The sequence below is a fragment of the Pseudonocardia acidicola genome (assembly GCF_012911935.1).
Classification (GTDB): domain Bacteria; phylum Actinomycetota; class Actinomycetes; order Mycobacteriales; family Pseudonocardiaceae; genus Pseudonocardia; species Pseudonocardia acidicola.
Genome location: NZ_JAAXLA010000034.1, coordinates 40,944 through 63,199, shown reverse-complemented (window position 1 = coordinate 63,199; position 22,256 = coordinate 40,944). Strand labels below are relative to the sequence as shown.

The 22,256-nt window shown below is 75.4% G+C and carries 22 protein-coding genes; 10 read left to right on the top strand and 12 right to left on the bottom strand.

Annotated elements, in window-relative coordinates:
- Positions 1–2 precede the first annotated feature (2 nt).
- A complete protein-coding gene (locus HF526_RS18700) occupies positions 3–335 on the top strand; it encodes a hypothetical protein (protein WP_169382805.1) in 333 nt (110 codons plus the stop codon).
- Between the two features lie 47 nt (positions 336–382).
- Here HF526_RS18700 and HF526_RS18695 read toward each other — a convergent pair whose 3' ends face one another.
- The 3 genes from HF526_RS18695 to HF526_RS18685 all read right to left on the bottom strand — a co-directional run bounded on the left by HF526_RS18695 (position 383) and on the right by HF526_RS18685 (position 3,529).
- A complete protein-coding gene (locus tag HF526_RS18695; RefSeq protein ID WP_169382804.1) occupies positions 383–1,573 on the bottom strand; it encodes an AI-2E family transporter in 1,191 nt (396 codons plus the stop codon).
- Positions 1,574–1,687: 114 nt separating this feature from the next.
- Positions 1,688–2,656 carry a VWA domain-containing protein gene (locus tag HF526_RS18690; RefSeq protein ID WP_169382803.1) on the bottom strand — a complete coding sequence of 323 codons (969 nt, stop codon included), beginning with the start codon at positions 2,654–2,656 and terminating at the stop codon, positions 1,688–1,690.
- Positions 2,657–2,659: 3 nt separating this feature from the next.
- Positions 2,660–3,529 carry a DUF1345 domain-containing protein gene (locus HF526_RS18685; protein WP_338051573.1) on the bottom strand — a complete coding sequence of 290 codons (870 nt, stop codon included), beginning with the start codon at positions 3,527–3,529 and terminating at the stop codon, positions 2,660–2,662.
- A 237-nt stretch (positions 3,530–3,766) separates the two neighbouring features.
- Between HF526_RS18685 and HF526_RS18680 the strand changes: the two genes are divergently transcribed.
- A complete protein-coding gene (locus HF526_RS18680) occupies positions 3,767–4,180 on the top strand; it encodes a twin-arginine translocase TatA/TatE family subunit (RefSeq protein WP_338051572.1) in 414 nt (137 codons plus the stop codon).
- A 186-nt stretch (positions 4,181–4,366) separates the two neighbouring features.
- Entirely contained in the window at positions 4,367–5,377 is a 1,011-nt protein-coding gene (locus tag HF526_RS18675; RefSeq protein ID WP_338051571.1) for an Acg family FMN-binding oxidoreductase, read from the top strand.
- A gap of 18 nt (positions 5,378–5,395) precedes the next feature.
- Here HF526_RS18675 and HF526_RS18670 read toward each other — a convergent pair whose 3' ends face one another.
- The 4 genes from HF526_RS18670 to HF526_RS18655 all read right to left on the bottom strand — a co-directional run bounded on the left by HF526_RS18670 (position 5,396) and on the right by HF526_RS18655 (position 11,074).
- Positions 5,396–8,161 (bottom strand): bifunctional acetate--CoA ligase family protein/GNAT family N-acetyltransferase, encoded by a 2,766-nt coding sequence (locus HF526_RS18670; RefSeq protein ID WP_338051570.1) that lies wholly within the window; start codon positions 8,159–8,161, stop codon positions 5,396–5,398.
- A gap of 580 nt (positions 8,162–8,741) precedes the next feature.
- Positions 8,742–9,683, bottom strand: coding sequence for a universal stress protein (locus tag HF526_RS18665; protein WP_169382800.1), 942 nt, complete (start codon positions 9,681–9,683; stop codon positions 8,742–8,744).
- 195 nt (positions 9,684–9,878) lie between these two features.
- Positions 9,879–10,559, bottom strand: coding sequence for a CBS domain-containing protein (locus HF526_RS18660; protein WP_211177448.1), 681 nt, complete (start codon positions 10,557–10,559; stop codon positions 9,879–9,881).
- Between the two features lie 11 nt (positions 10,560–10,570).
- A complete protein-coding gene (locus HF526_RS18655; RefSeq protein WP_169382799.1) occupies positions 10,571–11,074 on the bottom strand; it encodes a universal stress protein in 504 nt (167 codons plus the stop codon).
- A 227-nt stretch (positions 11,075–11,301) separates the two neighbouring features.
- Between HF526_RS18655 and HF526_RS18650 the strand changes: the two genes are divergently transcribed.
- The gene (locus HF526_RS18650; protein WP_169382798.1) at positions 11,302–11,994 is read left to right on the top strand and encodes a universal stress protein; all 693 of its coding nucleotides are present in this window, start codon (positions 11,302–11,304) and stop codon (positions 11,992–11,994) included.
- A gap of 93 nt (positions 11,995–12,087) precedes the next feature.
- Here the strand turns inward: HF526_RS18650 and HF526_RS18645 are convergent, their stop codons facing one another.
- Positions 12,088–12,546 (bottom strand): CBS domain-containing protein, encoded by a 459-nt coding sequence (locus tag HF526_RS18645; protein WP_169382797.1) that lies wholly within the window; start codon positions 12,544–12,546, stop codon positions 12,088–12,090.
- Between the two features lie 308 nt (positions 12,547–12,854).
- Between HF526_RS18645 and HF526_RS18640 the strand changes: the two genes are divergently transcribed.
- The 5 genes from HF526_RS18640 to HF526_RS18620 all read left to right on the top strand — a co-directional run bounded on the left by HF526_RS18640 (position 12,855) and on the right by HF526_RS18620 (position 17,723).
- On the top strand, positions 12,855–13,124 hold the full coding sequence (locus tag HF526_RS18640) for a DUF1876 domain-containing protein (RefSeq protein ID WP_169382796.1): 270 nt from the start codon (positions 12,855–12,857) through the stop codon (positions 13,122–13,124).
- Between the two features lie 18 nt (positions 13,125–13,142).
- Positions 13,143–14,192 carry a lysylphosphatidylglycerol synthase transmembrane domain-containing protein gene (locus HF526_RS18635; RefSeq protein WP_169382795.1) on the top strand — a complete coding sequence of 350 codons (1,050 nt, stop codon included), beginning with the start codon at positions 13,143–13,145 and terminating at the stop codon, positions 14,190–14,192.
- A 74-nt stretch (positions 14,193–14,266) separates the two neighbouring features.
- Complete coding sequence (locus tag HF526_RS18630; RefSeq protein WP_169382794.1) at positions 14,267–15,235, top strand: universal stress protein; 969 nt, start codon at positions 14,267–14,269, stop codon at positions 15,233–15,235.
- 5 nt (positions 15,236–15,240) lie between these two features.
- Positions 15,241–16,734, top strand: a complete 1,494-nt coding sequence (locus HF526_RS18625; RefSeq protein ID WP_169382793.1) for a bifunctional aminoglycoside phosphotransferase/ATP-binding protein — start codon at positions 15,241–15,243, stop codon at positions 16,732–16,734.
- Positions 16,731–17,723 carry an Acg family FMN-binding oxidoreductase gene (locus tag HF526_RS18620; RefSeq protein WP_169382792.1) on the top strand — a complete coding sequence of 331 codons (993 nt, stop codon included), beginning with the start codon at positions 16,731–16,733 and terminating at the stop codon, positions 17,721–17,723. The genes HF526_RS18625 and HF526_RS18620 overlap by 4 nt, the downstream gene beginning before the upstream one ends.
- Positions 17,724–17,745: 22 nt before the next feature.
- Here HF526_RS18620 and HF526_RS18615 read toward each other — a convergent pair whose 3' ends face one another.
- From HF526_RS18615 to HF526_RS18605, 3 genes are all read right to left on the bottom strand, one after another.
- The gene (locus tag HF526_RS18615; RefSeq protein ID WP_169382791.1) at positions 17,746–18,288 is read right to left on the bottom strand and encodes an Rv1733c family protein; all 543 of its coding nucleotides are present in this window, start codon (positions 18,286–18,288) and stop codon (positions 17,746–17,748) included.
- A gap of 85 nt (positions 18,289–18,373) precedes the next feature.
- A complete protein-coding gene (locus HF526_RS18610) occupies positions 18,374–19,273 on the bottom strand; it encodes a universal stress protein (RefSeq protein ID WP_169382790.1) in 900 nt (299 codons plus the stop codon).
- 121 nt (positions 19,274–19,394) lie between these two features.
- Positions 19,395–20,174, bottom strand: coding sequence for a hypothetical protein (locus tag HF526_RS18605; RefSeq protein ID WP_169382789.1), 780 nt, complete (start codon positions 20,172–20,174; stop codon positions 19,395–19,397).
- 196 nt (positions 20,175–20,370) lie between these two features.
- On the opposite strand from HF526_RS18605, the gene HF526_RS18600 reads away from it, so the two are divergent.
- Positions 20,371–21,237, top strand: coding sequence for a universal stress protein (locus HF526_RS18600; protein WP_169382788.1), 867 nt, complete (start codon positions 20,371–20,373; stop codon positions 21,235–21,237).
- 101 nt (positions 21,238–21,338) lie between these two features.
- Here the strand turns inward: HF526_RS18600 and HF526_RS18595 are convergent, their stop codons facing one another.
- Entirely contained in the window at positions 21,339–21,977 is a 639-nt protein-coding gene (locus HF526_RS18595; RefSeq protein ID WP_169382787.1) for a hypothetical protein, read from the bottom strand.
- Positions 21,978–22,256: the final 279 nt, after the last annotated feature.

Here is a 22,256-nt window from a genome sequence, read left to right as displayed (position 1 = left end):
TCATGGCCATGGACGCGACCCCGAATCCCCCCGCAGACGCCGACGACCGCCCCACCCCTGATCGGTGGGCCGACATCGCGGAACTCCCCGCCCGCACGGTCGCGCGCGAGCATTCCGGCCGCTGGTCCGACACCGGCCTCCCCGACACCCTCGCCGATCTCGACGCTCCGCTGGAGACCGTCTGGGCCGCGGTCCAGCTCGCCCTCTCCGGCGCCGACCAGCACACCCTCGCCCACACCCTGGGGCTCACCGACGCCGCCGCCCGGCAGATCATCGTCGCCGCCACCGAACAGCTTCTCGCCACCGACAGCGACGCCGACGAGGCCGCCACCTAAGCTCTCGCCCGGGCCGGCACGCCGCCGGCTCGCGGCGCCGGCCCGGTTCAGGCGCGGTCGAGCCGCGGCAGCACGGTCTCGCGGACGATCAGTTGGACCGCGGCGGCGATGGGGATGGCGACCAGAGCCCCGATGACGCCGAACAGCACTCCGCCGAGCAGGACCGCGACGACGGTCGCCAACGCGGACACCTTCACCACCGTGCCGATGATCTTGGGGACCAGCAGGTAGTCCTCGACGAGCCGGTAGACGACGAAGAACCCGGCGGTGCCCACGGCCACCGGGAGGGACACGGTCAGCGCGACCAGGCAGACCAGGACACCGGCCGCGGTGGAACCGACGACCGGGATGAGGTCGAGGAGTGCGACCGCGATCGCCAACAGCAACGGGTAGGGCACCCCGAAGATCAGCAACCAGATGAAGGTGAGCGTCGCGGCGATCAGTGAGACCGCCAGGTTGCCGAGCAGGTAGCCGCCGACCCTGGCGGCGATCTGGTCTCCGATCAGGATCGCTCGTGGGCGCCGGGAGTTCGGGACCAACCGGTACAGCCCGGCGCGCAGCCCCGGCAGCGACCCCAGGAAATACACGGTCAGCACCATGACCACCAGCGTGGAGGTCACCGCGTTGAACACGACCACGCCGGCGCCCAGCAGGCCGCCGGCGATGCTGCCGGCATCGCCGTTGAGAGCTTGCTCGGCGCTCTGCTGCACGTGGAACCGGGCGTTGATCTGCCCGACGAGCGAGTTGCGGTCGGTCATCTCCTGCAGATAGCGCGGCATTTGCGCCACGAAGGCGGTCGCCTGGCTGACCAACGGTGGGATGGCGGCCGCGGCGAAGCCCCCGACGGCGGCGAGGAAGCCCACGACGACACAGGCGACCCCCGCCAGGCGCGGCAGTCCGCGCCGGACCAGCCAGGACACCGCGGGCTCCAGGCCCACCGCGATGAACAACGCCAACCCGATCAGCACCAGCACATCGCGGGCGCTGATGATCATCTCGACCAGGCCGACCGTGACCGCCACGCCGGCCGCACCGGCCACCCCCACGAGGAACGGGGACCGGCGATCCAGCGGCCGCCCGAGCCCGCCCATCGGGGCCTCGTCGGTGCTGATCCGGGCCGCGACGGCCTCCGCGTCGACCACCGGCCCCTCGTCCTCACCGTGCGGCTGGGCGACCGACGGATGGTGGCCGGCCTCGGCAGTCGCGCCGGCGACGCCCGAGTCTTCCGATACCGCCATTCCACACCCTGCTCTCCGAGCTCATCCGGATACCGCCCGCTGACCGTTACGCGGCGCACTGATCTTGACAGGCGGCCGGGGAGCTGTCCTGTCGGAACCGCCCCGGCACGCCCCTCAGGCGGGCAGCCGCTGGGTGAGCAGGAGACCGGACCCGGCGGCGACCATCGCCGCGAGCGTGCCGAGCGCGAACCAGGCCCAGCTGACGTCCTTGCGGACCTTCTCGTACCCGATCTGCTCACGCAGGGTGTCGTAGACGTCGTGCACATCCCGGTTGCTGCGCGCGCTGAAGAACTGCCCCCCGGACAACTCGGCGACCCGCTGCAACGACTCGTCGTCGACCGGGACCGGGACCTCGCCGCCGGCCAGATCGATGAGGCCGTAGGGCGTGCCGAACGAGATCGTGCTGACCGGGACCCGGGCCCGGGCGGCCTGCTGGGCGACGACGAACTCGTCACGCCCGATGGTCTGCTTGCCGTCGCTCATCAGCACGATCGTCGCGGGCGCCGGGCCGCCCTCACCACCGGGGACGGTCGCCTCGAAGTTCGCCACCGCGTCCAGCGCGGCGGAGAGGGCGTCCCCGGTGGCGGTGGCCTCGGCCAGCTTCAGGGTCTTGATCTGCGACACCACGGGGGCGCGGTCGGTGGTCGGCGTGACCAGCACCGTCGCGGAGCCGGCGAACGACTCCAGCCCGAGGTTGATGCCCGGGGTGAGCTGCTGGGCGAAGCCGGCGGCCGCGTCTTGCGCCGCTGCCAGCCGGGTCGGCGACACGTCGGTGCACTCCATCGACAGCGACACGTCGATCACCAGCATCACCACGGCCCGGTTGCGTGGGACCCGGGCGTCCGCGGTCGGGCCGGCCAGCCCGACGACCAGCAGGACGAGGGCGACGGCGAGCACCGCGGCGGGGACGTGCCGGCGCCGCCCCGGCTGGTGCGGCACGATCCGGTCCACCAGTTCCAGCCGGGTGAACCGCAGCACGTGGCGTCGCCGCCGGCCCAGCATCCACACGTAACCGGCGACGAGCGCGGCAACCGGGACGAGCAGCAGGAACCAGCCCGCGGCCGCGAAGCCCGACACGCTCATGACCTACTTGAGGACATTGACCGCACGGGCGATGACCAGCGCCACGGTCACGAGCGAGATCATCGACTGGATCAGCATCGTCAGCTTGGCCCACCGGGACAGCGGCATCACGTCGGTCGGGCTGAACGCGGTCGCGTTGGTGAACGACAGGTACAGGTAGTCCACGAACTGGGGTTCCCAATCGGGGTGCGCGAGTTCCGGGGACTGCATCTGGACGAACTGGAAGTCCGGCAGCGTCTGGCGGGCGTGCGCGCGGGAGGCGGGGCCGCCCCGGTCGAGCTCCCAGTACCAGAGCGCGAAGACAATGATGTTGGTCAGCCAGATGGCGGCCCCGGTGATCAGCAACGGGCCGGCGTCGTCCCCCATCCCGCCGCGGACCAGGCCGATCACCAGCGCCGTCGCCGACCAGCCGTTGGCCAGGCTGATCACCCCGACCAGGGCGAGGCTGGCCGTGCGCAGCAGCCGTGACTCCCGACTCAGCCGATGCGGGTTGGCCGCCACCAGCGCCACCAGCAGCGCGACCTCCAGGGCCGGCAGCAGCCACCGTGACTGCAGCGCCAGCCGGTCGGGCAGCGCGACCTGCAGCCCGATCGCCACCACGATCACCGCGGCGACCGGCCACCGGCTCTCCCCCCGGGTGACCCGCAACCAGGCCGGGACGCGCGCGGCGTGCATGCGGCTGCGCGCCGCGCCGGCCACGGCCGAGTGGCTCAGCTCGCCCGCCGGGCCCGACACCGGGTGGTGGCCGGCGCACAACGCCTCCTCCAGCCGCAGCAGTTCGGCCCGCATCGCCGCCGGCGAGCCGAGATGGTCGGCTGCGGGCTGTGCCCCGGCGTCCGTCTGCGCATCGCCCGTACCCGAATCCGTGTCCATCGTCGGGCCCCACATTCCGTCGTCTCCGCTGTCTGCGCACTCTAGAACTGCGCTGGAACCGTCGTGGGATTCCGAAGGCCGGTTCGGAGGAAAGCGATCTCCACCCGTTCTGCACGACTTTGTGCCGTGAACATCACGGAATGGGCGATTCGGCGGGAAATTCGACAGTTCCGGGGGACCGCGCCGACAATGGCTCCGACGGGGCCGTGCGCCGCACGGCTGGGCCGGAGGGTGATCGTGTTCGACCTCAGCATCGAGAAGCTGTTCGTCCTCGGCCTGGCGGCTCTGTTCATACTGGGCCCCGAGCGGCTGCCCGGCGCCGCAGCCTGGCTGGGGCGCACGATCCGTCAGCTCCGCAGCTACGCCGGGGACGCGAACCAGAAGCTGCGCAGCGAACTCGGCCCGGAGTTCGACGAACTGCGCAGGCCGCTGCAGGACCTCGGCCGGGAACTGGGCGGCGTCAGCGCCATGCGCGATCCCCGGCGCGCCGTGCTGCGCCACCTGCTCGACGACGGCACCAACACCGGCACCAACACCGGCACCGGCGCGGCCACCGACGCCGCGCCCCGCCCGGTCGATCGGGAGCCCGCCGCGCCCCAGCCGCCGTTGGCCCGCGGGGAACGCCCGCCGATCGACCCCGAGGCCACCTGAGGGCGCGACGGCTACTTCCCGCACGGGATCCCGCGGCCGAACGGGACCGCCGCCCGCACTCCTCTCCACCCGGCAGAAAGATCCGACAATCGCAACCAATTGATTCGAAGGTTGGGACCGGGAGGCGTCCCCCGCCGGGCCTTTCGGCCTCTTCCCCCGGCCCGCGGAGCGGATCAGGCTCGGAGAGTGGGCACGTCGGCCGCATCCCCGCTCCGCCACTCGCTCACCGCGGACGCGCTGCGCCGCGCGGTGGAACTCGCCCTGCACGCGCCATCGGTGCACAACACCCAGCCCTGGCGCTGGCGACTCGGTGACGACCACGTCGAGCTGCACGCCGACTGGAACCGGCACCTGATCGGCACCGACCCCGACCGCAGAGACCTCGTGCTCAGCTGCGGCGCGGCGCTGCATCACGTACGCGTCGCCCTCGCCGGACTCGGCGTCGCCTCGGACACCGTCCGGTTACCCGATCCGGAGAACAGCGCGCACCTGGCCACCGTGCACGCGCGGCCCGGCCAACCCGACGCCCGGGACGGCGAGTTGATGCGCGCCATCCCCGGCCGCCGCACCGACCGCCGCCTGTTCAGCATGCGCCCGGTCCCCCCGGAGCAGCTGCAGGCTCTGGCGAGCCGGGCCGCGGGCCTCGGCGCCGCCCTGCACGCCGTCGTCGACGAACGCGCCCGCGGCCGACTGGACGCCACCCTGACCGAGGCCGCCGCCCATCAGCACTACATCGTCGGCTACACCGCCGAGCTGGCCATCTGGACCCGGCGCTACGCCGGCTCCCATGACGGCATCCCGCCCGCCTCCCGCCCGGGGCCCGGCGCGGGCTCCGACTTCTGCGGCCTCGGCAGGCTCCCGCGGGTCCGCGCGTCCGGCGGCCCACGCGAGCCCGCCGAGGACGCCGCGGTGATGACGGTGCTGACGACCCACGACGACGACATCCTCGCCCGGCTGCGTGCCGGCGAGGCCAGCAGCGCCGTGCTGCTCGCGGCCACCCGGCAGGGGCTCGCGACCACGCCGCTGAGTCAGGCCCTGGCCGTGGCCCACACCCGCCGCCGGCTACGCGAGGACATCCTGCGGACGCCCGACAACCCGCAGTTGATCATCCGGATGGGCTGGGCACCGGACTGCGCGGCCGAACTGCCACCGACCCCGCGCCGCCGCCTCGAAGCGATGCTGGTGACGCTGGACTGACACCCGCTTCGCCGCTGCTCAGGTCGGCAGCCGCCGCAGCCAGGGGTCCGCCGGCTCGGCCGGGACCACCCGCACCCGCCCGTCGACGGCGATCGCTGCGGTTCCGGACACGACGAGCGGATTGATCTCCAACTCGGCCAGTTCGGGGACGAGGTCGGCCAGCCGGGCCAGCCGCACCGCCACGTCCCGGGCCAGGCCCCGGCCGGGCGCGTCCGGTGGGAACAGTCGCGGCCCGGCACGCAACGCGGCGAGCACCTCGTCGACGTCGCCGTCGGTGACCGGGACCAGGCAGTGTGCCCGGTCGTCCACCAGGTCGGTGTTCACCCCGCCGAGGCCGACGGTCAGCAGCGGTCCGCACAGCGGGTCACTGGTCACCCCGACCAGCAGTTCGGTGCCGTGTCCCGCCATCGGCTGCATCACCACCGCGCGCAGCCGGTCGCCGAAGCGCGACCGCAGCTCACGTACCGCGTGCAGCACCTGGCGGCGCGAGTCCAGCCCGGTGAACACCGCGTCGGCGGCGCTCTTGTGCAGCACGCCGGGCACGTCGGCCTTGATCGCCACCGGGCCGCCGATCCGCTGCCACCGGCGCACGGCGTCCTCGAGCGTGCGGATCACCAGGGTCGGCGCCACGGTGACACCGGCCGCTCGCAGCAGCTCCTCCGTCGCGGCCGGGTCGAGCCAACCCCCTGCCGGCCTGCGGGCGAGGTCGGCGGCCACCACGGCGCGGGCACGATCGACGTCGATGCCGTCCGGGGCCGCGGACGGGGTGTCGGCCCGGGCCCGGGCGAGCCAGCGGGTGCGCTGCACCGCCCGGGACAGCGCGAGCGCTGCGGCGGCCGGGTCGGCGTAGCAGGGCACGGTGGCCGGCGCGGCGGTCACATCGGCGCCGGCCGGCGCGGCCACCGGATCGCCGACGGACGACGCACCCGCCCCGGCGCGGCCCGGGAACAACCGGCCGACCGCGGCGGTCTGCCCGAGCCGCGCGGCGAGCACCGGTTTGCCCGGCACCGTGGCCCGGACCGCCGGGGTGACGCCCTCGAGCGGGTCGCCTGCGGCAGTGGCGGCGCCGACCGCGATCACCGCGTCGACCCCCGGGTCGGCCAGCACCGCCGCGAGCACCTCCCCGTAGCCGGCGGCGGCGACCGTCGCCGTGGTGTCGACCGGGTTGCCCACCGCCGCCGTCGCCGGCAGCACCCGCTGCAACCGCTCCCGGGTGGCCTCGGTCAGCTCGGCCGGGATGAGGCCGTAGCCGACGCAGGCGTCGACGGCGAGGACCCCCGGTCCCCCGGCATTGCTGATCACGGCGACCGCCGGCCCGGCGGGCAGCGGCTGCCAGCACAACAGGGCGAGCAACTCGGTGAGCTCGGAGAGCCGGTCCACCGCGAGGATCCCGGCCTGCCGGAACAGCGCGTCGCGCACCACCCGCGGGGTCGCCGTCGCGGCGCTGTGCGAGGCGGCGGCGCGGGCGCCGACCTCGGTGCTGCCGGAGCGGACCGTCAGCACCGGCATCCGCCGGGACAGCCGCCGGGCCAGCTCGGCGAACGTACGCGGGCGGCGCAGCGATTCCACGTACAGCACCGCTGCCCGCGTCCGGTCGTCCTCGCTCCACCACAGCATCAGGTCGTCCCCGCTGACGTCCGCCCCGTCACCGGTGGAGACGAGCGTCGACACGCCCAGGCCGAGCCGCTCGAGGTCGGCGAGAATCGCGATCACCACTCCGCCCGACTGGGCCGCCACGCCCACCGGGCCGGCCGTCGCGTCGCGGCAGAAGGTGGCCTGCAGCCGGACCCGCGGGTCGGTGTTGACCAGACCCAGGCAGTTCGGTCCGACCAGCCGCATCCCGTAGCGCTCGACCGCAGCCGTCAGCCCCCCGGCCAGCACCGGATCACAGCTGATCCCCGACGTGATCACCAGCAGGGCGCGGACACCGGCCCGGCCGCATTGCTCGGCGACCTCGGGCACGGCCGCGGCCGGGACGCACAGCACCGCGAGATCGACACCCGGCGGCAGCTCGGACACCGACCGGTGACAGGGCACCCCGGCGACCGCGGCGGCGTGCGGGTGCACCGCGTACACCGGGCCGGTGAACCCGTCCGCCACGATGCGGCGCAGCACCGACCGGCCGATCGAGTCCCGCCGCCGCCCGGCCCCGATGACGACGATCGACCGCGGCTCCAGCAGCGGGCGCAGGCTCTGCGCGTCGGCCCGGCTCTCCCGCTCCAGCACCGCGTCCCGGTAGCCGCGCGGCGGCGTGCCCGGCGGCAGCTCCAGGACCAGATGGGTGATCTCGCCGTCGACCCGGCGGGTGACCGGCAGCCCGGCGTCGGCGAAGACCCGCAGCATGTCGTAGTTGATCGCCAGCACGTCGGCAACCAACCGGCGGACCCCACGCAGCCGGGCCAGCGAGGTCAGGTGCTCCAGCAGCAGCGTCGCCACCCCCTTGTGCTGCTGGTCGTGGGCGACGGCGAAGGCGATCTCCGGGTCCTCCGGCGCCGTGCCCTCGCCACTGCGCCGGTAGTGCGCCACCCCGATCAGTCGCGCGGACCGGAACGCCCCCACCGCCACGCTGTCCGGACCCACGATCGACCGGGCCGCCGTATCGGAGCCGGCCCGGGAGGCCGTGAAGAACCGCAGATAGTGATCGTCGAGGGGCAGTTCGCGGTGCAGCCGCTCCACCTCAGCCAGGTCGTCGGCACCGAGCCGGCGCACCAGGACCGGGGTGCCGTCGGCGAGCAATGCGCGGTGCCGCAGCGCCGCGGCGCCCGGTGCGGCCGCCGTGCTCACCCGAGCACACCCGGCGGACGACGCCGCAGCTCGGCCATCACCGCCCCGGGCGGCGCGGGCCGGGGGCCGGGTTCGCGCCGGAAGCGCCGGCGGGAAGTCGCCATCCGCCGACCCTGGCACCCGGGGGCGCCACAGCGCCTGCGCACTAGGTCCCGTTCCGAACGGGCCGTCCGACCCCGGCCCGGGCCCCGGTCGGCCGTGGAGCGGCCGGCCACCGGGCGCACAGGCTCTACCGATGCGCATCCGGGTGATGCAGTTCGACCTGGTGGCCCGGACGCCGCCGGACCGGTGAGCGGTGCGCCGGGCACGGGGGCGCGACCCGGACGGTGGTCCGCCACCGCACTGCGGCCCGGCCTGACCGCGCTGCTCCACCACCTCAGCGACGAGCTCGAGCGGCGCGGGATCGTGCCCGCGCCGGCGCGGGTCGAGAAGGAACTGCTGGCCGACCTGCACAGCGTCGGCCTGGTGGAGCGGATCGGGCCACAGCGGATCTTCCCGACGCTGCCCACGGCGGTCGCGGGCGTCAGCAGCAGAGCCGTCAGCCCGGCGGTCAGCACCCCGGTCCAGCGGCCCACGGCGCTCATCCCACCCCCGAGGACTCGGTGGCCGTCGACCCGGTCGCGGCCCCGCGCACATCGGCCGCCGCCGCGAAGTCGGACTTCGTGACGATCACCGGGCAGGCCGCGAACTCGACCAGCGCACGGCTGGTGGACCCCAGCAACATCCCGCTCCCCTCGGCCGAGCCGCGGTGCCCCACGACGGCCAGCCGGGCGGCCCGGCAACGGTCGATCAGGGCCCGCAGCGGGCTGTCCCCCACGACCTCGCTCTCCACCGCCAAGCCCGGGTGGCGCTCCCGCACCGGCTTCAGGTGCGCGGCCAGCAACTCGGCCCCGCGGGCGCCGAGGGTGTCCCAGTCGACGGGCAGCCGCCGCACCCCGCCCGCGGCGTCGGCGACGACGTCGGCCCAGGTGTGCAACGCGAGCAGCCGGGCCCCCTCGGCGGCGGCCAGATCCGCGGCGAACTCGAGCGCGGCGTCCCCCGCCGCAGAGCCGTCCACCCCGACCAGGATCGGGCCGCCCCGCGGCGGCGGCACCTGCGGCGAGGTGCCGCGCACGATCGCGACCGGGCACGCCGCCCGCCCGACGAGTGCGAGCGCCGTCGGCCCGGCCAGCATCCCGGACCACGCACCGTCGCCGTAGCTGCCGACCACCAGCAGCCGCGCCGACACCGAACGCTCGACCAGCTGCTCGATGGCGCTGCCGGACACAACCTCGGCCCCGGCCCCGGTGACCCCGCACCGCTCGGCGGCGTCGACCAGCTCACGCAGCCAGTCCGGGACGGTGCTGATCGGCGGCGCATCCGGCTCACCGAGCACGGTGTGCACCAGCCGCAGCGGGACCTGCCACAACGACGCGAGGTCACCGGCCCACTCGGCGGCGTCGCGGGCCGAGTCGGACTCGTCCACCCCGACGACGACCGGCCGCCGGTCGGGAGGCCCGGGGGTGGGCGTGCTGGCGTCCATGGAGGGACCTCCTCGTGATCACCCGCGGCCTGGTCGTCACCAGCGTCGTCACCCCGGTGCCCCGGCCCCAGAGCAGCAGGTCCGCCGCGTAGGGGCCCAAAGCCCCCCGCCCGGCGCGCGACCCTCGCGCGGCCCTCCAGCCGGACGCCGGTGCGGTCTGCTCAGTACAGCGGTGTGCTCAGTACATCGGTGTGCTCAGTACATCGGTGCCACGGCGGAGTCGGCCACCCGCTCGTCCACCTCGTACGTCAGCCGGTCGACCACGCCGACGACCCCTTCGAGGCGCTCGGCGAACCGGACGGCCAGCCGCGCGTCGGCCCGGGTTCCGACCGTGCCGGCCAGGGTGACGACGCCGTCGTCGACCTGCACCTCGACCCGGCCCGGGGCGAGGTGCAGGGTGTCTCGCAGCACCTCGTCGGCGACCTCGCCACGGATCTCCGCGTCCTCACGCAGGAACACCGTCAACAGGTCGGAACGCCCGACCACCCCGATCACCCGGTTGTCGACGTCCACCACGGGCAACCAGCCGAGGCTGCGGTCGTGCATGATCCGGGCCGCGCGGGCGATGCTCAGGTCCGCACCGGCCGTCACCGCCGGTGCGCTCATCAGCTCACCGGCCGTGGTCCGGCCGGTGGCGTCGCGGCGCTGCGCGAACCGGCTGCGCAGCCCGTGCGCCTGGTCGTCGCCGGCCCGCTCGACGGTGCGCAGCAGATCGCCTTCGGAGACGACGCCGAGGAGTCTGCCGTCGGCGTCCACGACGGGCACGGCGCGCACCGCATTGCCGTACAACTCCCGCGCCACTTCGGTGAAGGGAGCGTCCGGTGACACCGAGACCACCGCGGTCGTCATCACGTCACGGACGGTGGTGCGTCGCACGGCACCGCCCCTCAGGCCGACGCCGGTACGGCGGTGCCGGATTCCGTGGCCGGCTCGTCCACCGGGACCTCGGCCGGCCGGACGATCGTCACCGGGCAGGCCGCATGCAGCACGCACTGCATGCCGACCGAGCCGAGCAACGCGCTGGTGAACCCGCCCCGACCGCGGTGGCCCAGCACCAGCAGCTGAGCGCCCTGCGCCTGATCGATCAGCGTCTTCGCCGGCGCACCCGCCAGGGCCCGGATGTCGACCGGCACCCTCGCCAGGCCGGGGTGTTCGGCCACCACCGCGGCGACCATCTCCTCGGTGCTGGTCTCGACGTCCGCCGCCACCTCCTCAGGTGTGGGTGGCGCCGCCATCCCGTAGGCGATCGCCCAGTACTCCGGGGGTTGGAACACCGAGACCACACGTACCCGCGCAGTGCGGCGGGCAGCGTCCTCGAGGGCGTGCCTCAACGCGGCCCGCGACTCCGCCGACCCGTCGACGCCCACCACGATCGTTCCCGACTCGTCCATCCCGTCTCCTGTTCGCCGTCGCGGCCGGACCGCCCGGACGTCGCTGACCACCGTGCCGGGCCGCACGGCGACCGGCGACGGGCGGAAGCCCCCGGTCGGCAGGTCGGTGGTCCCCGCCCGCCTGCCGGTCGGCAGGTGACCACAGGCCGATCCGCCCTACACCCCGCCCCGGCCACGGTGGACACTGATTCGCGGCCGATCGGCCGCGAATCATGGAGGTCACTCAGATGCGCCACGCCAGCACGGCCTTCGCCACCCGGCCGACCGGTCGCGTCGGCCCTGGTCGCGTGGTGGTCGTCGTGGACCCGGCGGCCGGCGGTTCACCCGCGCCGGAGTGGGCCGTGACATGGTGCCGGCGTTCCGGCCGGGAGTTGGTGCTGCATCCGCTGGAGACCACACCTGCCGGGTTGCTCGTCGCGGATCGCTGCGCCCAGGCCGCCGCGCACGTCGCGGCCCTGCTCACCGAGGCCGACGGGACCGCAGTGCTCGTGCCGCGGCGCACCATCGCCCACGCCGGCCCGCCCCGCGTCGTCGCCGCCCTGCGGGACCTGCCGGACGACGCCGCGGTGCTGGCCGACGCCGCCGACAGCGCCGCGCAGCTCGCGGCCGGGCTCACGATCGTGCACGGGGTGCCGACCTCCTTCGGTGAGCGCAGCGTCGGGCTGGCCGCCGCCGTCGACCACGGCCGGCGACTGCTCGACGCCGGGGTCGAGCAGGTGGCCGCGTTCGCCCCCGAGCTCGCCGTGACTGCGGACCTGGTCCGCGCCCGCCCGCACGAGCTCGTGGGTGAGGAGCTGGAGGCGGACCTGCTGGTCCTCGGCGGTCCGCGGGCCGGTGGCCGGGGCGAGCTCGGCCTGGTCGCCCGCACCGCGCTGCACCACGCGCCCTGCCCGGTGCTCCTGGTGCCGCGCCCGGCCTGAAGCGGGCAATGAGCCGGCCCGCCGGGCCGGATCGCAGCCGGGCATCGGCCGGGTCAGGCGCTGCTCGACGGGCAGGTGCCCGCGGTGGAGAGATCAGGACTCGGCGTGCTGGGGGCTCCCCACCCCGGTCCGCCGCCGCCACACGTCCTCCGAGGTCAACTCGCCCCGGGCCACCACCCGCAGCACGTCGCGACGGCTCACGATCCCCACCAGGACCCCGTCCTCGACGATCGGAACCGACCGAACCTGCTCCTCGAGCATCAGCGAGACGACGTCGGCGAGGTCGTCCTCGGGCCGCATCGTCACCGGCACCGGGGTCATCACCCGCTCCACGGGCGGGTCGGGACGCTCGGCGGCCCGCGGCCAGCCCTCCGGACGGATCCGGTCACGAACCAGGTCGGCCTCGGTCGCGATGCCGGTGATCCGGCGCTCGGCGTCGACCACCGGCGCGGCCGTGAACCCGTGCGAGACCAGCAACGCGGCGGCCGCCCGCGCCGGGGTGTCCGGACGCAGGGTGATCACCGGGGCGCTCATCACGTCGCGTGCCTTCATCGCCTCTCCCCTTCATCTACCGCGGGCGCCGCGACGGCCCACCGCCACCACACGCCGTCGCCGCGACATACCGACACAGTGGCCGGGCGGGTGAGCACGGGCACGGGCCGAACGACCCCTCTGCGCCCCGGCGGCCTGGGCCCGGCGAAGGCCTTGGGCCCAGGCCGGACGCCGCCGCCGGAGGCCGGAACGACCGGGCCTGCGATCACAGGCCAGAGGTCCCCCGACCTCACGCCTTCGGCCCCTGCGCAGCGACCCCACCGCGGACCAAGCTCGCCACGACGGTCTGCAGGGCGGAGGAGAGCGACATGCGAGACGCGAAGCGCTGGACGGTCATCGTCGACATCGATGAGCACGACGGGCGAACCCGCGCCGTCGCCAGCCTGCACACACGCGACACCGAACGGCTCGTCGGCGTCGGGACGGCCCGGTTGAACCCCGCCGACAAGGACGTGCCCGAGATCGGCGACGAGCTCGCCACGGCACGCGCCCTGTCGGAGCTGAGCCACCGGCTGCTGAACACGGCTGCCGAGGACATCGAGCAGGTCACGGCGCAGCCGGCGCAGCCGCACCTCTAGGCCCGGTCCGGCGTGCCCTTGGGGGGACGACAGGGCCGCAGATGGCGGGCGGCGGGGGCCCTCGCCGCGGCGCTCGTGGTGGGTTACGGCGCGGCGATACTGCTGCCCGGCGCCCACGATGCGGCGCACCGGCTGGAGCGGATCGGCCCGGTGTACCTGGCCGCCGGGCTGCTCCTGGAGCTCGCCGCACTGTTCACCTATTCGCTGCTCACCCGCACCGTCGTGCCGGTGGGGCACCGGCCACCGCTCAGTGTCCTGTTCCGCATCGATCTGACCAGCCTCGGTGCGAGTCATGTGCTGCCCGGGGGAGCGGCCACCGCGGCGACGTTCCGGTTCGGGCTGCTCATCGCCGCCGGAGTCCGCCCGGCGGACACCCTGTTCGTCGCGACGGTGCAGGGCATCGGCTCCGCGATCGTGCTCAACCTGCTGCTCTGGGCGGCACTGGTGATCTCGGTCCCGACACACGGCGGCGATCCGCTGTACGTGGTCACGGCGGCGTTGGGCGCGGTGCTGATGCTGGCGGTCGGTGTGGCGGTGATCGGCGTGACCCGCGGCCAGGACCAGGTCATCCGTGCCTTGCGGGCCGTGGCGGCCCGCACCTCGCGGATCGACCCGGACCGCATCGAGCGGGTGATCCGCCGGGAGGCCACCAGGCTGCGTGACTTCGGCACCGACCGGCGCCGGCTCGTCACCGCAGTGAGCTGGGCCGGCGCGAACTGGCTGCTCGACGCGGCGTCGCTGTGGGTGTTCGTGGCCGCGTTCGGCCACCACACCCCGCCCGCGCTGCTGCTCATCGCGTTCGGGCTGGCGAACGTACTGGCGGTGCTGCCGGTGACCCCGGGCGGGCTCGGTGTCGTCGAGGGTGTGCTGATCCCGGTGCTCGTCGGGTTCGGCACACCCGCCGGCACGGCGATCCTCGGCGTGTTGAGCTGGCGGCTGGCGAGCTTCTGGCTACCGATCCCGGTGTCGGGGCTGGCGTACCTGTCGCTGCGGATGGGGCCGTTGCGGCGCCGGGAGCAGCCGCCCGACCCGGCCCCGGCGGGGCGGATGGTGCCGCCGGGCGGGTGAGAGGTCCGTGGGCCCGCGGCCCCGGGACGACCGGCCCTGCCGCCGCCGGACGCCGACGCCGCAGGCTGGGCGATGTGAACGAGCAGCATGGTGGGCACGACTCGTCCGGCGTGGTCGTCGGCGTCGACGGAACCGACATCGCCCTACGGGCGGTCAGCTGGGCGACAGCGGAGGCCCACTCCCGCGGGTTGCCACTACGGATCGTGCACGCCGCGCCCTACGCGGCGGAACCGGCCGGGCCGGGGCGGCGCCGGGCCGCCACCATCCTGGCCCGCGCCTACACCGTGGCGCACCGCCGCGAGCCCGACGTGCCGGTGCGCACCGAGCGCACCGACGACCCGGCGGTCCGGGCGCTGCTCGACGAGAGCGGCCGGGCCCGGCTGCTGGTGCTCGGGATGGGCGGCGGCCAGCGGCTCGAGGAGGCGCTGGCCGGCTCGACCGCGCTGGCCGTCAGCGGGCACGCCGACTGCCCTGTGGTCGTGGTGCGTGGGCATCACCGCTCCCGCGCGTCCCGCCGGCCGGTGCTGATCGGGCTGGACGACCCGCATTCCGAGGCCGCGGTGCTCACGGTCGCCTTCGACGACGCCCGGCGGCGCGGGACCGGGCTGACCGTGCTGCACGCCCGGCACGGCGCCGGCCCGCTGCGTGACCACCTCCTCGGCCACGACGAGGAAGCGCACGCCGAGGCGGTGCGCCGGCTGAACGCGGCGCTGCGGCCCTGGCGGGCCCGCTACCCGGACGTCCCGGTCGAGCTGCGGGTGATCCGGGGCCAGCCGACCGACCACCTGCTGGAGGCTGCAGCGGGGGCCCGGCTTCTGGTGGTCGGGACCCGCGGGCGGGGCGCGCCGGTGCGCGCGCTGTTCGGCTCGACGAGTCGTGAGGTGATGCGGCGCAGCCCGTGCCCGGTCGAGGTGGTCCGCCCGGGCATCACGATCACCGAGGACGGCGACCGGCCGATGGCGGCGGCGGAGCACCGGACCCTGACGCCCGGTGGCCCGCCGCAGTGGCTGGAGCACCCGCACGACCTCGGCGAACTCTGGTGACGGGGATGCCGCCCGACCCGTTCGCCGCCGTCCGGGAGACCCACATCGGGGTGGTGTTCCTGCTCGGCGACCGCGCGTACAAGCTGAAGAAACCGGTCCGCACCGGCTTTCTGGACTTCAGCACGACGGCGCGGCGGCTCGCGGCATGCCACCGCGAGGTGGAGCTGAACCGGCGGCTGGCCCCCGACGTGTACCTGGGCGTCAGCGACGTGACCGAGCCGATGCACGACGCAGAGGGTCGGGCGGCGGCGATCGACCATCTCGTCGTGATGCGCCGGATGCCGGGCGAGCGGCGGCTGTCGACGCTGGTCCGGTCCGGGGCGCCGCTCGGTCCCGGGCTGCGCGGGCTCGCTCGGCTGCTGGCCGCCTTCCATGCGCGCGCACGGCGCGGACCGCAGATCAGCATCGAGGGCGGCCGCGAGGCCCTGCACCGTCGGTGGGCGGACAATCTGGCCGAGACCCGCCCGGTGCGCGGCGCGGTGCTCGACGACGCCGTCGCCGACACCATCGAGCGGCTCGCGCTGCGCTTCCTGGCCGGTCGCAGCGCCCTGTTCAGCGACCGGCAGGCCCAGGACCGGATCGTCGACGGCCACGGCGACCTGATCGCCGACGACGTGTTCCTGCTCGACGACGGCGCCCGGGTGCTGGATTGTCTGGAGTTCGACGACCGGCTGCGCTACGTCGACGGACTCGACGACGTCGCGTTCCTGGCCATGGACCTGGAGCGGCTGGGCCGCCCGGACCTCGCCGAGGGTTTCCTGGGGGCCTACGTCGCGTTCTCCGGCGACCCGGCGCCGGCCGGGCTGCGCCATCACTACATCGCCTACCGCGCATTCGTGCGGGCCAAGGTCGCGGCGATGCGCCATCAGCAGGGGGACCCGACCGCGGCCGAGGAGGTCGCCCAGCACGCCGAGCTGGCGCTGCGCCACCTCGACGACGGGGCGGTCCGGCTCGCCCTGGTCGGCGGCCTGCCCGGGACCGGCAAGACCACCCTGGCCGGTGGGCTGGCCGACCGGTTCGGCGCCGTGCTGCTGTCCAGTGACCGGATCCGCAAGGAGCTGGCCGGTCTCGATCCCGGGGCGCCCGCCCCCGCCGGGTTCCGGCAGGGGCTCTACGACCCCGCGCACACCGCTGAGCTCTACGACGAGCTGCTGCATCGCGCGGGCGAGCTGCTGGTGCGCGGCGAGTCGGTCGTCCTGGACGCCTCCTGGACCTCGGCGAAGTACCGGCACGACGCCGCGGAGCTTGCCAGGCGCACGCACAGCGACCTGCTCCGGTTGCAGTGCCGGACCACCGCGGAGTCGGCGGGCCGCCGGATCCGGACGCGCCCGGCCGGCCCGTCGGACGCGACCGTCCCGGTGGCCGCCGCGATGGCGGCGGAGGCCGATGAGTGGCCGGAGGCGGTGACCATCCCGACCTCCGCGACGATCGAGGAATCGCTGGCCCGGGCGTCGTCGGTGTGGCGCTTGGCCCCCGCGCGGACGGAGGCGCATCGATGAGCGCGACCCGGGTCGACCGTGACACGCTGCGGACGGCACTCGAGCTCGCCTCCCGGGCGCCGTCGGTGCACAACACCCAGCCGTGGCGCTGGCGGGCCGGGGACCGGACCCTGCATCTCTACGCCGACCGCACCCGCCAGCTGTCCGCCGCCGACGCCGACGGCCGCGATCTGGTGGTGAGCTGCGGCGCCCTGCTGCACCACGCCCGGGTCGCACTGGCCGCGGTGGAGGTGGCCGCAGTCGTGCACCGGCTGCCGAACCCCGCCGACCCCGACCACCTGGCCGCCCTGGAGCTGTTCTCGGGGCACTGCCCCGGCGCCGACCTCGGTCTCGCCGGCGCGATCACCGCGCGTCGCACCGATCGCAGGCGCTTCACCGACTGGCCGGTGCCCGACGGGTTCGAACACGAGCTCGTGCAGCGGGCCGCCGACCAGGGGACCGCGCTGCGCCCGGCCACCGACCCGGGTGTGCGCCGCCGGCTCACCGCGGCCATCCGGGCCGCCGCGCAGCTGCAGGAGGCGGCGGCCGGCTACCCGGTCGAGCTGGCCCTGTGGAGCGGGGTCGTCGCCGGCGCAGACGGGGTGCCCGTGGCCAACGTTCCCGGCGATCTCTCCGGCTACGGTGACCTGTCGATGCGCCGGTACGCCGGCACCGGCCTGCTCGCGCAGACCCCGGCCGCCGGGGACGTCGACGGCGCCACGCTCTACGTACTGGCCACGGCCTCCGACGACCCGCTGTGCCGGCTGCGGGCCGGCGAGGCGGCCAGCGCGGTCATGCTGCACGCCACGGAGCTCGGCCTGGCCGGCAGCCCGCTGAGCCAACCGCTGGAGATCGGCCGGACCCGGGCGATGGTCCGCGAGGAGGTCCTCGACTGCGCGCTGTGTCCCCAGCTGATCCTGCGTATCGGGTGGGCGCCGACGGGGTCCGCGCCGCCGCCGCTGACGCCGCGACGCCCGATCGACGAGGTGTTCGGCCACCTGCCGCGCTGAGCCCCCGCTGATCCGGCGGGCGTCAGCGGATCCGCCGGGACCACTGCGGTTCGACCCGCTCCCACTCCCGCGTCCAGCGGGCGTCGTTGCGGGCCGCGATCAGGTGCCGGCCGCCGACCCACAGCGAACCCAGCAGCGTCCAGCCGGCCCCCAGCACGCCGAGCGCGACGATGACGGCCGAGATCCCCGCGGACGCCGCCGACGACGGCGCGGGGGCCAGCGCCCCGCTCCGGTCGACCCAGGAGCGCACCGTGGCGCCGGCCTTCAGGATCCCGCGGACGGTGACGAGGCCGGTGTGCGGCTTCCCGTCGGGCCCGGTCCAGCTCGCGGGCACCCGGGACGGCGCCAGCCACGGGCTCCCCTGGGACGCGGGCAGCACCGGTGAGGCGGTGAGCAGCACCGCGTTCACCGGTGTGCGCTCGCCGTTCTCCCGCTGGACCCGTGCCATCTCCCGGCCGTGCACGGCGAACCCGGCGAGGATCGCGGCGAGCAGCACGAGCAGGGCGAGCGAGCTGAGCAGCCAGGCCAGCGCGTCCTCGACCCGGTCGGTGTGACGGCGCGGCATCCGCCCCCCGGCGGACGAGTGGCGGCGACGGTACGGTTCGGCGCGCACGGTCCTCACCGCCTGCCGGGGCCGGCCTCGCGAGCCATCACGCGGTCCCGTCGTCGGTGGGGCGGACGATCGCGACCGGGCACACCGAGTGGTGCAGCAGCGCCTGGCTGACCGACCCCAGCATCAGCCCTTTCATGCCGCCGCGGCCGCGGGATCCGACGACCACGAGCTGGGCGCGGCCGGACTCCTCGACCAGCGCCCGGGCGGGACGGTCCCGGGTGACGAGCCGCTGCACCACGACGTCGGGGTACTTCTCCCCCCAGCCGGCCAGCCGCTCGGCAAGCTGCAGCCGCTCGTCGGCCTCGATCGCCGGCCAGTCCAGCAGCGGAGCCATGGTGGGGTCCACGAGGAGGTCGTGCCAGGCGTGCACCGCCACCAGCGGCACCCGCCGGGCGTCGGCGGCGGCATAGGCGAAGGCGAGCGCGGCCTCGCTGAGCGCAGACCCGTCGACACCGACCACGACCGGGCCGTCCTCCGGCGAGTGCCCGTCCTCGCCATCCCGGACCACGACCACCGGGCACGCGGCGTGCGCGGCCAGTGCGATGGCCACCGAGCCGGCGAGCAGCCCGGAGAAGCCGCCGAGCCCCCGGTTGCCGACCACGACGAGCTGCGCGGAGGCCGACTCGTTGGTCAGCACCGCCACCGGGTAGCCGCTCGACACCTGCCGGTCGATCTGCACGCCCGGCGCGGTCTCCGTGGCTGCGGCCGCGGCCCGGGCCACCTCGTCGCGGGCGGCGTCGAGGAGCACCTCGCGATAGCTGTCGCCCAGCCCGGGGTCGGTGACGCGCTCGGTGGACATCCAGCCGAAGGCGTTGACCAGCCGTAACGGGCTTCCGCGCCGGGCGGCCTCCCGCGCGGCCCAGCGCACGGCCTCGAGGGCCGAGTCCGACCCGTCGACGCCGGCCACCACTGGCGCGCCCGCCCGAAATCCGCTCATGATCATCCTCCTCGGTGTCTGGTCGCGACGCTTCCAGCGCGCCCGAAGCGGCGGCAGCGGCTCCCGGCCCGAGCGGGGCGGGCCGTTCGACCCGGTCCGGCCGAGCCGGTTCTGCCCGGCGTCAGGCCGGTGTGGTCTCGCGCGCGCCCACCCGCAGCACGACCTGCGGGTGCAGTCCCGGCCCGACGAGTCCGGTCAGCGTGCGTCGCACGTCCGGGTCGTCGACGGCCACCGGGAGCACTGCGGTGTCGAGTCCCAGAACGGACGCGGTCAGCTCGACACGGCGCATCGCCTGACCGGCCTGCAGCTGGGCGACGGGGCGGTCGTCGTAGCCGCCGAGCACGACGGTCAGCGGGACCGGGCCGCCGGCGGGCGGGGTCTCCCCGGTGGATCGGGAACGGGTCGTCGGCACGGTGCGCAGCCAGGCGCCCTCGGTCTCGGCGGCGCGGCGCAACAGGGCTGCGGCGCGCACCGGGGGCACCGCCGGGCGGGGTGCGAAACCGTCCGCCGCGGCCTCGTGGAGCGCGAGCTCCTCCGGCGTCGGACGACCCCGCTCGCCGATGCGCAGCACCGCCAGCAGGCCGGGCTGGGACGGGTCGGGGACCAGCGTCGTCACCGGTCGCCGGCCCTGCACCGACACTCCGAGCCGGATCTCCAGCAGCGCCGCCCCGGACACCAGGCGCAGCTCACGCGCGCCCGGGTCGTCGTCGGGCAGCGAACGCCGGTTCGCGCGCAGCTCGAAACCGCGGTCGACCCAGCGCAAGCGCCAGGGCAGGCCGGCCCGGTGCGCCGGTACGGCGGCGGCGAGGATCGCTGCGGAACCCCGGCAGGCCGCCTCGGCCGGTGTCGAAGGGCCGATCGCGGCGACCCGACCGTGCGGGCCCGCGCGTTCTGCCGTCATATCCGGAAGTCTGCGGGCCGCCGCGGACACCGACGAGGGTCGAAGGTCCCGCGGCCTGGCGCCGTCCGACCACGGACGTCGGGTCAGGACCTCCGGTGGCCGGGCCCGGGCCGTGTGGCCCCTGGCCCGGTGCCCGGCGGCGCCGGAGCCTGGACGGACCGCGGGGCTCCGCCCGCCGGGGCAGGGAGGAACAGCCATGGCCACCCGTCCGACGACCGGCGGGCCACCGATCACGGTGTGTGTCGACCACCGGGCACCGGGACGCACCGCGGTGCGCTGGGCCGCGGCCGAGGCCGCCCGCACCGGGGCCCGGCTGCGCATGGTGCTCCCCGACTGCCGATCCCGGCCACCGGCCAACCGCGCGGCGTTCGCGCTGGCGCTCGCCACCGCCCGCGGAGTGGCCCAGGACATCGAGGTACAGGTCGAGACGACCGCCGCGGCCGCCGCCGAGGCGCTGCGGGCCCTGTCGATCGAGTCCGCGATGGCTGTGGTTCCCGGCGACGTGCCCGACCTGCGGCGGCTCGTCGCCCACGCCTACTGCCCGGTGGCGGTCCTGCCGCCGGTGGCCCGCGACGACGACGGACCGGTGGTGGTGGGGGTCGCGCCGTGGACCCCGGAGGCGGTCGTCGAGCTGGCGTTCCGGGCCGCGGACGCCCGCGGCGCTCCGCTGAGTGCGGTGCGGGCCTGGACCGAGCGGGGGATCGATCTCGGCCGGATCCTGCCCGGGCGGCTGGCCCGCTGGGACGCCACCCAGAACCGGGTGCGCCGCGAGCTGGAGATCGCGTTGTCGGCCTCGGCCACCGCGCATCCGGAGGTCGCGGTGACGCCGATCGTGGTCAACGACCGGCCGGCCCAGTTCCTGCTCGCGCTGTCGCGCCGGGCCCGGCTGCTGGTGCTGGGTCGCTCGCTGCGCGGGCCCCTGTTCTCCGGGATCGCGGGCTCGCCGGTCGAGGGGCTGGCCCGCAGGGCGCGCTGCCCGGTGCTCCTGGTCCCCGGGGACGGCCCACCGCGGTGGGTCTGGCTGCCCAGCCGGCGCCGCGGCCTCGCCGAGGTCGGCACGTGACCGAGCGCCGGCGGCCGCGCACCGCTGCGGTCCGACGTCATGGTCGACCGGCTCGGCCAGGGCAGCCGGTGGTGTTCCGGAGGGGGTCATCACGACCGCCGTCACCCCGGCGCCGGCCCCGTGCGGGGCAGCGGCTGCTGGCTGTAGCGCCCGGTCCAGACGGCGTGGGCCCCGGAGTCGCCGACCCGGTAGCACTGCACCACCGTGCCGGCCGCGACCACCACCGCCAGCACCCCGACCACCGCGCTGAGAAGCACCCACTGCCGGTGGCCTGCCGGGGCCCTGCGCCGCTCCGCCAGGAGCGTCGCCACCCGGGTGCGGCCCGGCTCCGGTGCGGCTGAGCCGGGCTGCGCCGCACCGGGGTCCGGCGGCGCGCCGGGCGCGGCGGTGCCGGCCGGCCGGGCCGGCAGCGGCTCGACGAAGCGCAGGCCCCATACCGCGAGCGCGGCGATGAACAGCGCGATCGCCCAGGGCAGCATGTCATCGCCCAGCCGGACGTGGGCCAGCACCAGCGGGGTGAACGGCACCCGGTGCAGCAGCCAGCCTCCCGCGTTCGTCGTCACCGGCACGCTGATCACCATGACCAGTGCGAGCAGCGGCAGGCCGATGCCGAGACGGTGACGCACCGCGGGCCAGAACGCTGCGGCCACGGTGAGCAGTGCGGTCAGGGGGACCAGGACGACCACGACATGGACGAGCAAGGCATGCGCAGGCAGTCCGTTGATCTGTGTCGGTCCCATGCTCCAGATCCCTCGCCAAGGCGTCGGGAGGGGACTGGCCGTCGGATCCGGGGACGACCGGTCGGCTCGTGCTGCTGGCTTCGTCGCTGCGGCTTCGCCCCCGGGAGTGAGCGCCCGGCAGACCCCGGGCGTGCGACCGTCCCCTCCCCCAGGGTCGTCCGACCCTGACACTCGATACGGTCCGGCCGTCCGGATGGATTGCGCGCCCGGCGATTCGCCGGAGATCGGCACCTGCGCTGCGCCCGCCGACGGGCGGGCCTGCCCGCGCAGCGCCGATCC

Coding starts and splice junctions, on each gene's coding strand:
- HF526_RS18700 (WP_169382805.1), top strand. CDS start 3: ATGGCCATGGACGCGACCCCGAATCCCCCCGCAGACGCCGACGACCGC.
- HF526_RS18695 (WP_169382804.1), bottom strand. CDS start 1,573: ATGGCGGTATCGGAAGACTCGGGCGTCGCCGGCGCGACTGCCGAGGCC.
- HF526_RS18690 (WP_169382803.1), bottom strand. CDS start 2,656: ATGAGCGTGTCGGGCTTCGCGGCCGCGGGCTGGTTCCTGCTGCTCGTC.
- HF526_RS18685 (WP_338051573.1), bottom strand. CDS start 3,529: ATGGACACGGATTCGGGTACGGGCGATGCGCAGACGGACGCCGGGGCA.
- HF526_RS18665 (WP_169382800.1), bottom strand. CDS start 9,683: ATGGACGCCAGCACGCCCACCCCCGGGCCTCCCGACCGGCGGCCGGTC.
- HF526_RS18655 (WP_169382799.1), bottom strand. CDS start 11,074: ATGGACGAGTCGGGAACGATCGTGGTGGGCGTCGACGGGTCGGCGGAG.
- HF526_RS18650 (WP_169382798.1), top strand. CDS start 11,302: ATGCGCCACGCCAGCACGGCCTTCGCCACCCGGCCGACCGGTCGCGTC.
- HF526_RS18645 (WP_169382797.1), bottom strand. CDS start 12,546: ATGAAGGCACGCGACGTGATGAGCGCCCCGGTGATCACCCTGCGTCCG.
- HF526_RS18640 (WP_169382796.1), top strand. CDS start 12,855: ATGCGAGACGCGAAGCGCTGGACGGTCATCGTCGACATCGATGAGCAC.
- HF526_RS18625 (WP_169382793.1), top strand. CDS start 15,241: ATGCCGCCCGACCCGTTCGCCGCCGTCCGGGAGACCCACATCGGGGTG.
- HF526_RS18620 (WP_169382792.1), top strand. CDS start 16,731: ATGAGCGCGACCCGGGTCGACCGTGACACGCTGCGGACGGCACTCGAG.
- HF526_RS18615 (WP_169382791.1), bottom strand. CDS start 18,288: ATGCCGCGCCGTCACACCGACCGGGTCGAGGACGCGCTGGCCTGGCTG.
- HF526_RS18610 (WP_169382790.1), bottom strand. CDS start 19,273: ATGAGCGGATTTCGGGCGGGCGCGCCAGTGGTGGCCGGCGTCGACGGG.
- HF526_RS18605 (WP_169382789.1), bottom strand. CDS start 20,174: ATGACGGCAGAACGCGCGGGCCCGCACGGTCGGGTCGCCGCGATCGGC.
- HF526_RS18600 (WP_169382788.1), top strand. CDS start 20,371: ATGGCCACCCGTCCGACGACCGGCGGGCCACCGATCACGGTGTGTGTC.
- HF526_RS18595 (WP_169382787.1), bottom strand. CDS start 21,977: ATGGGACCGACACAGATCAACGGACTGCCTGCGCATGCCTTGCTCGTC.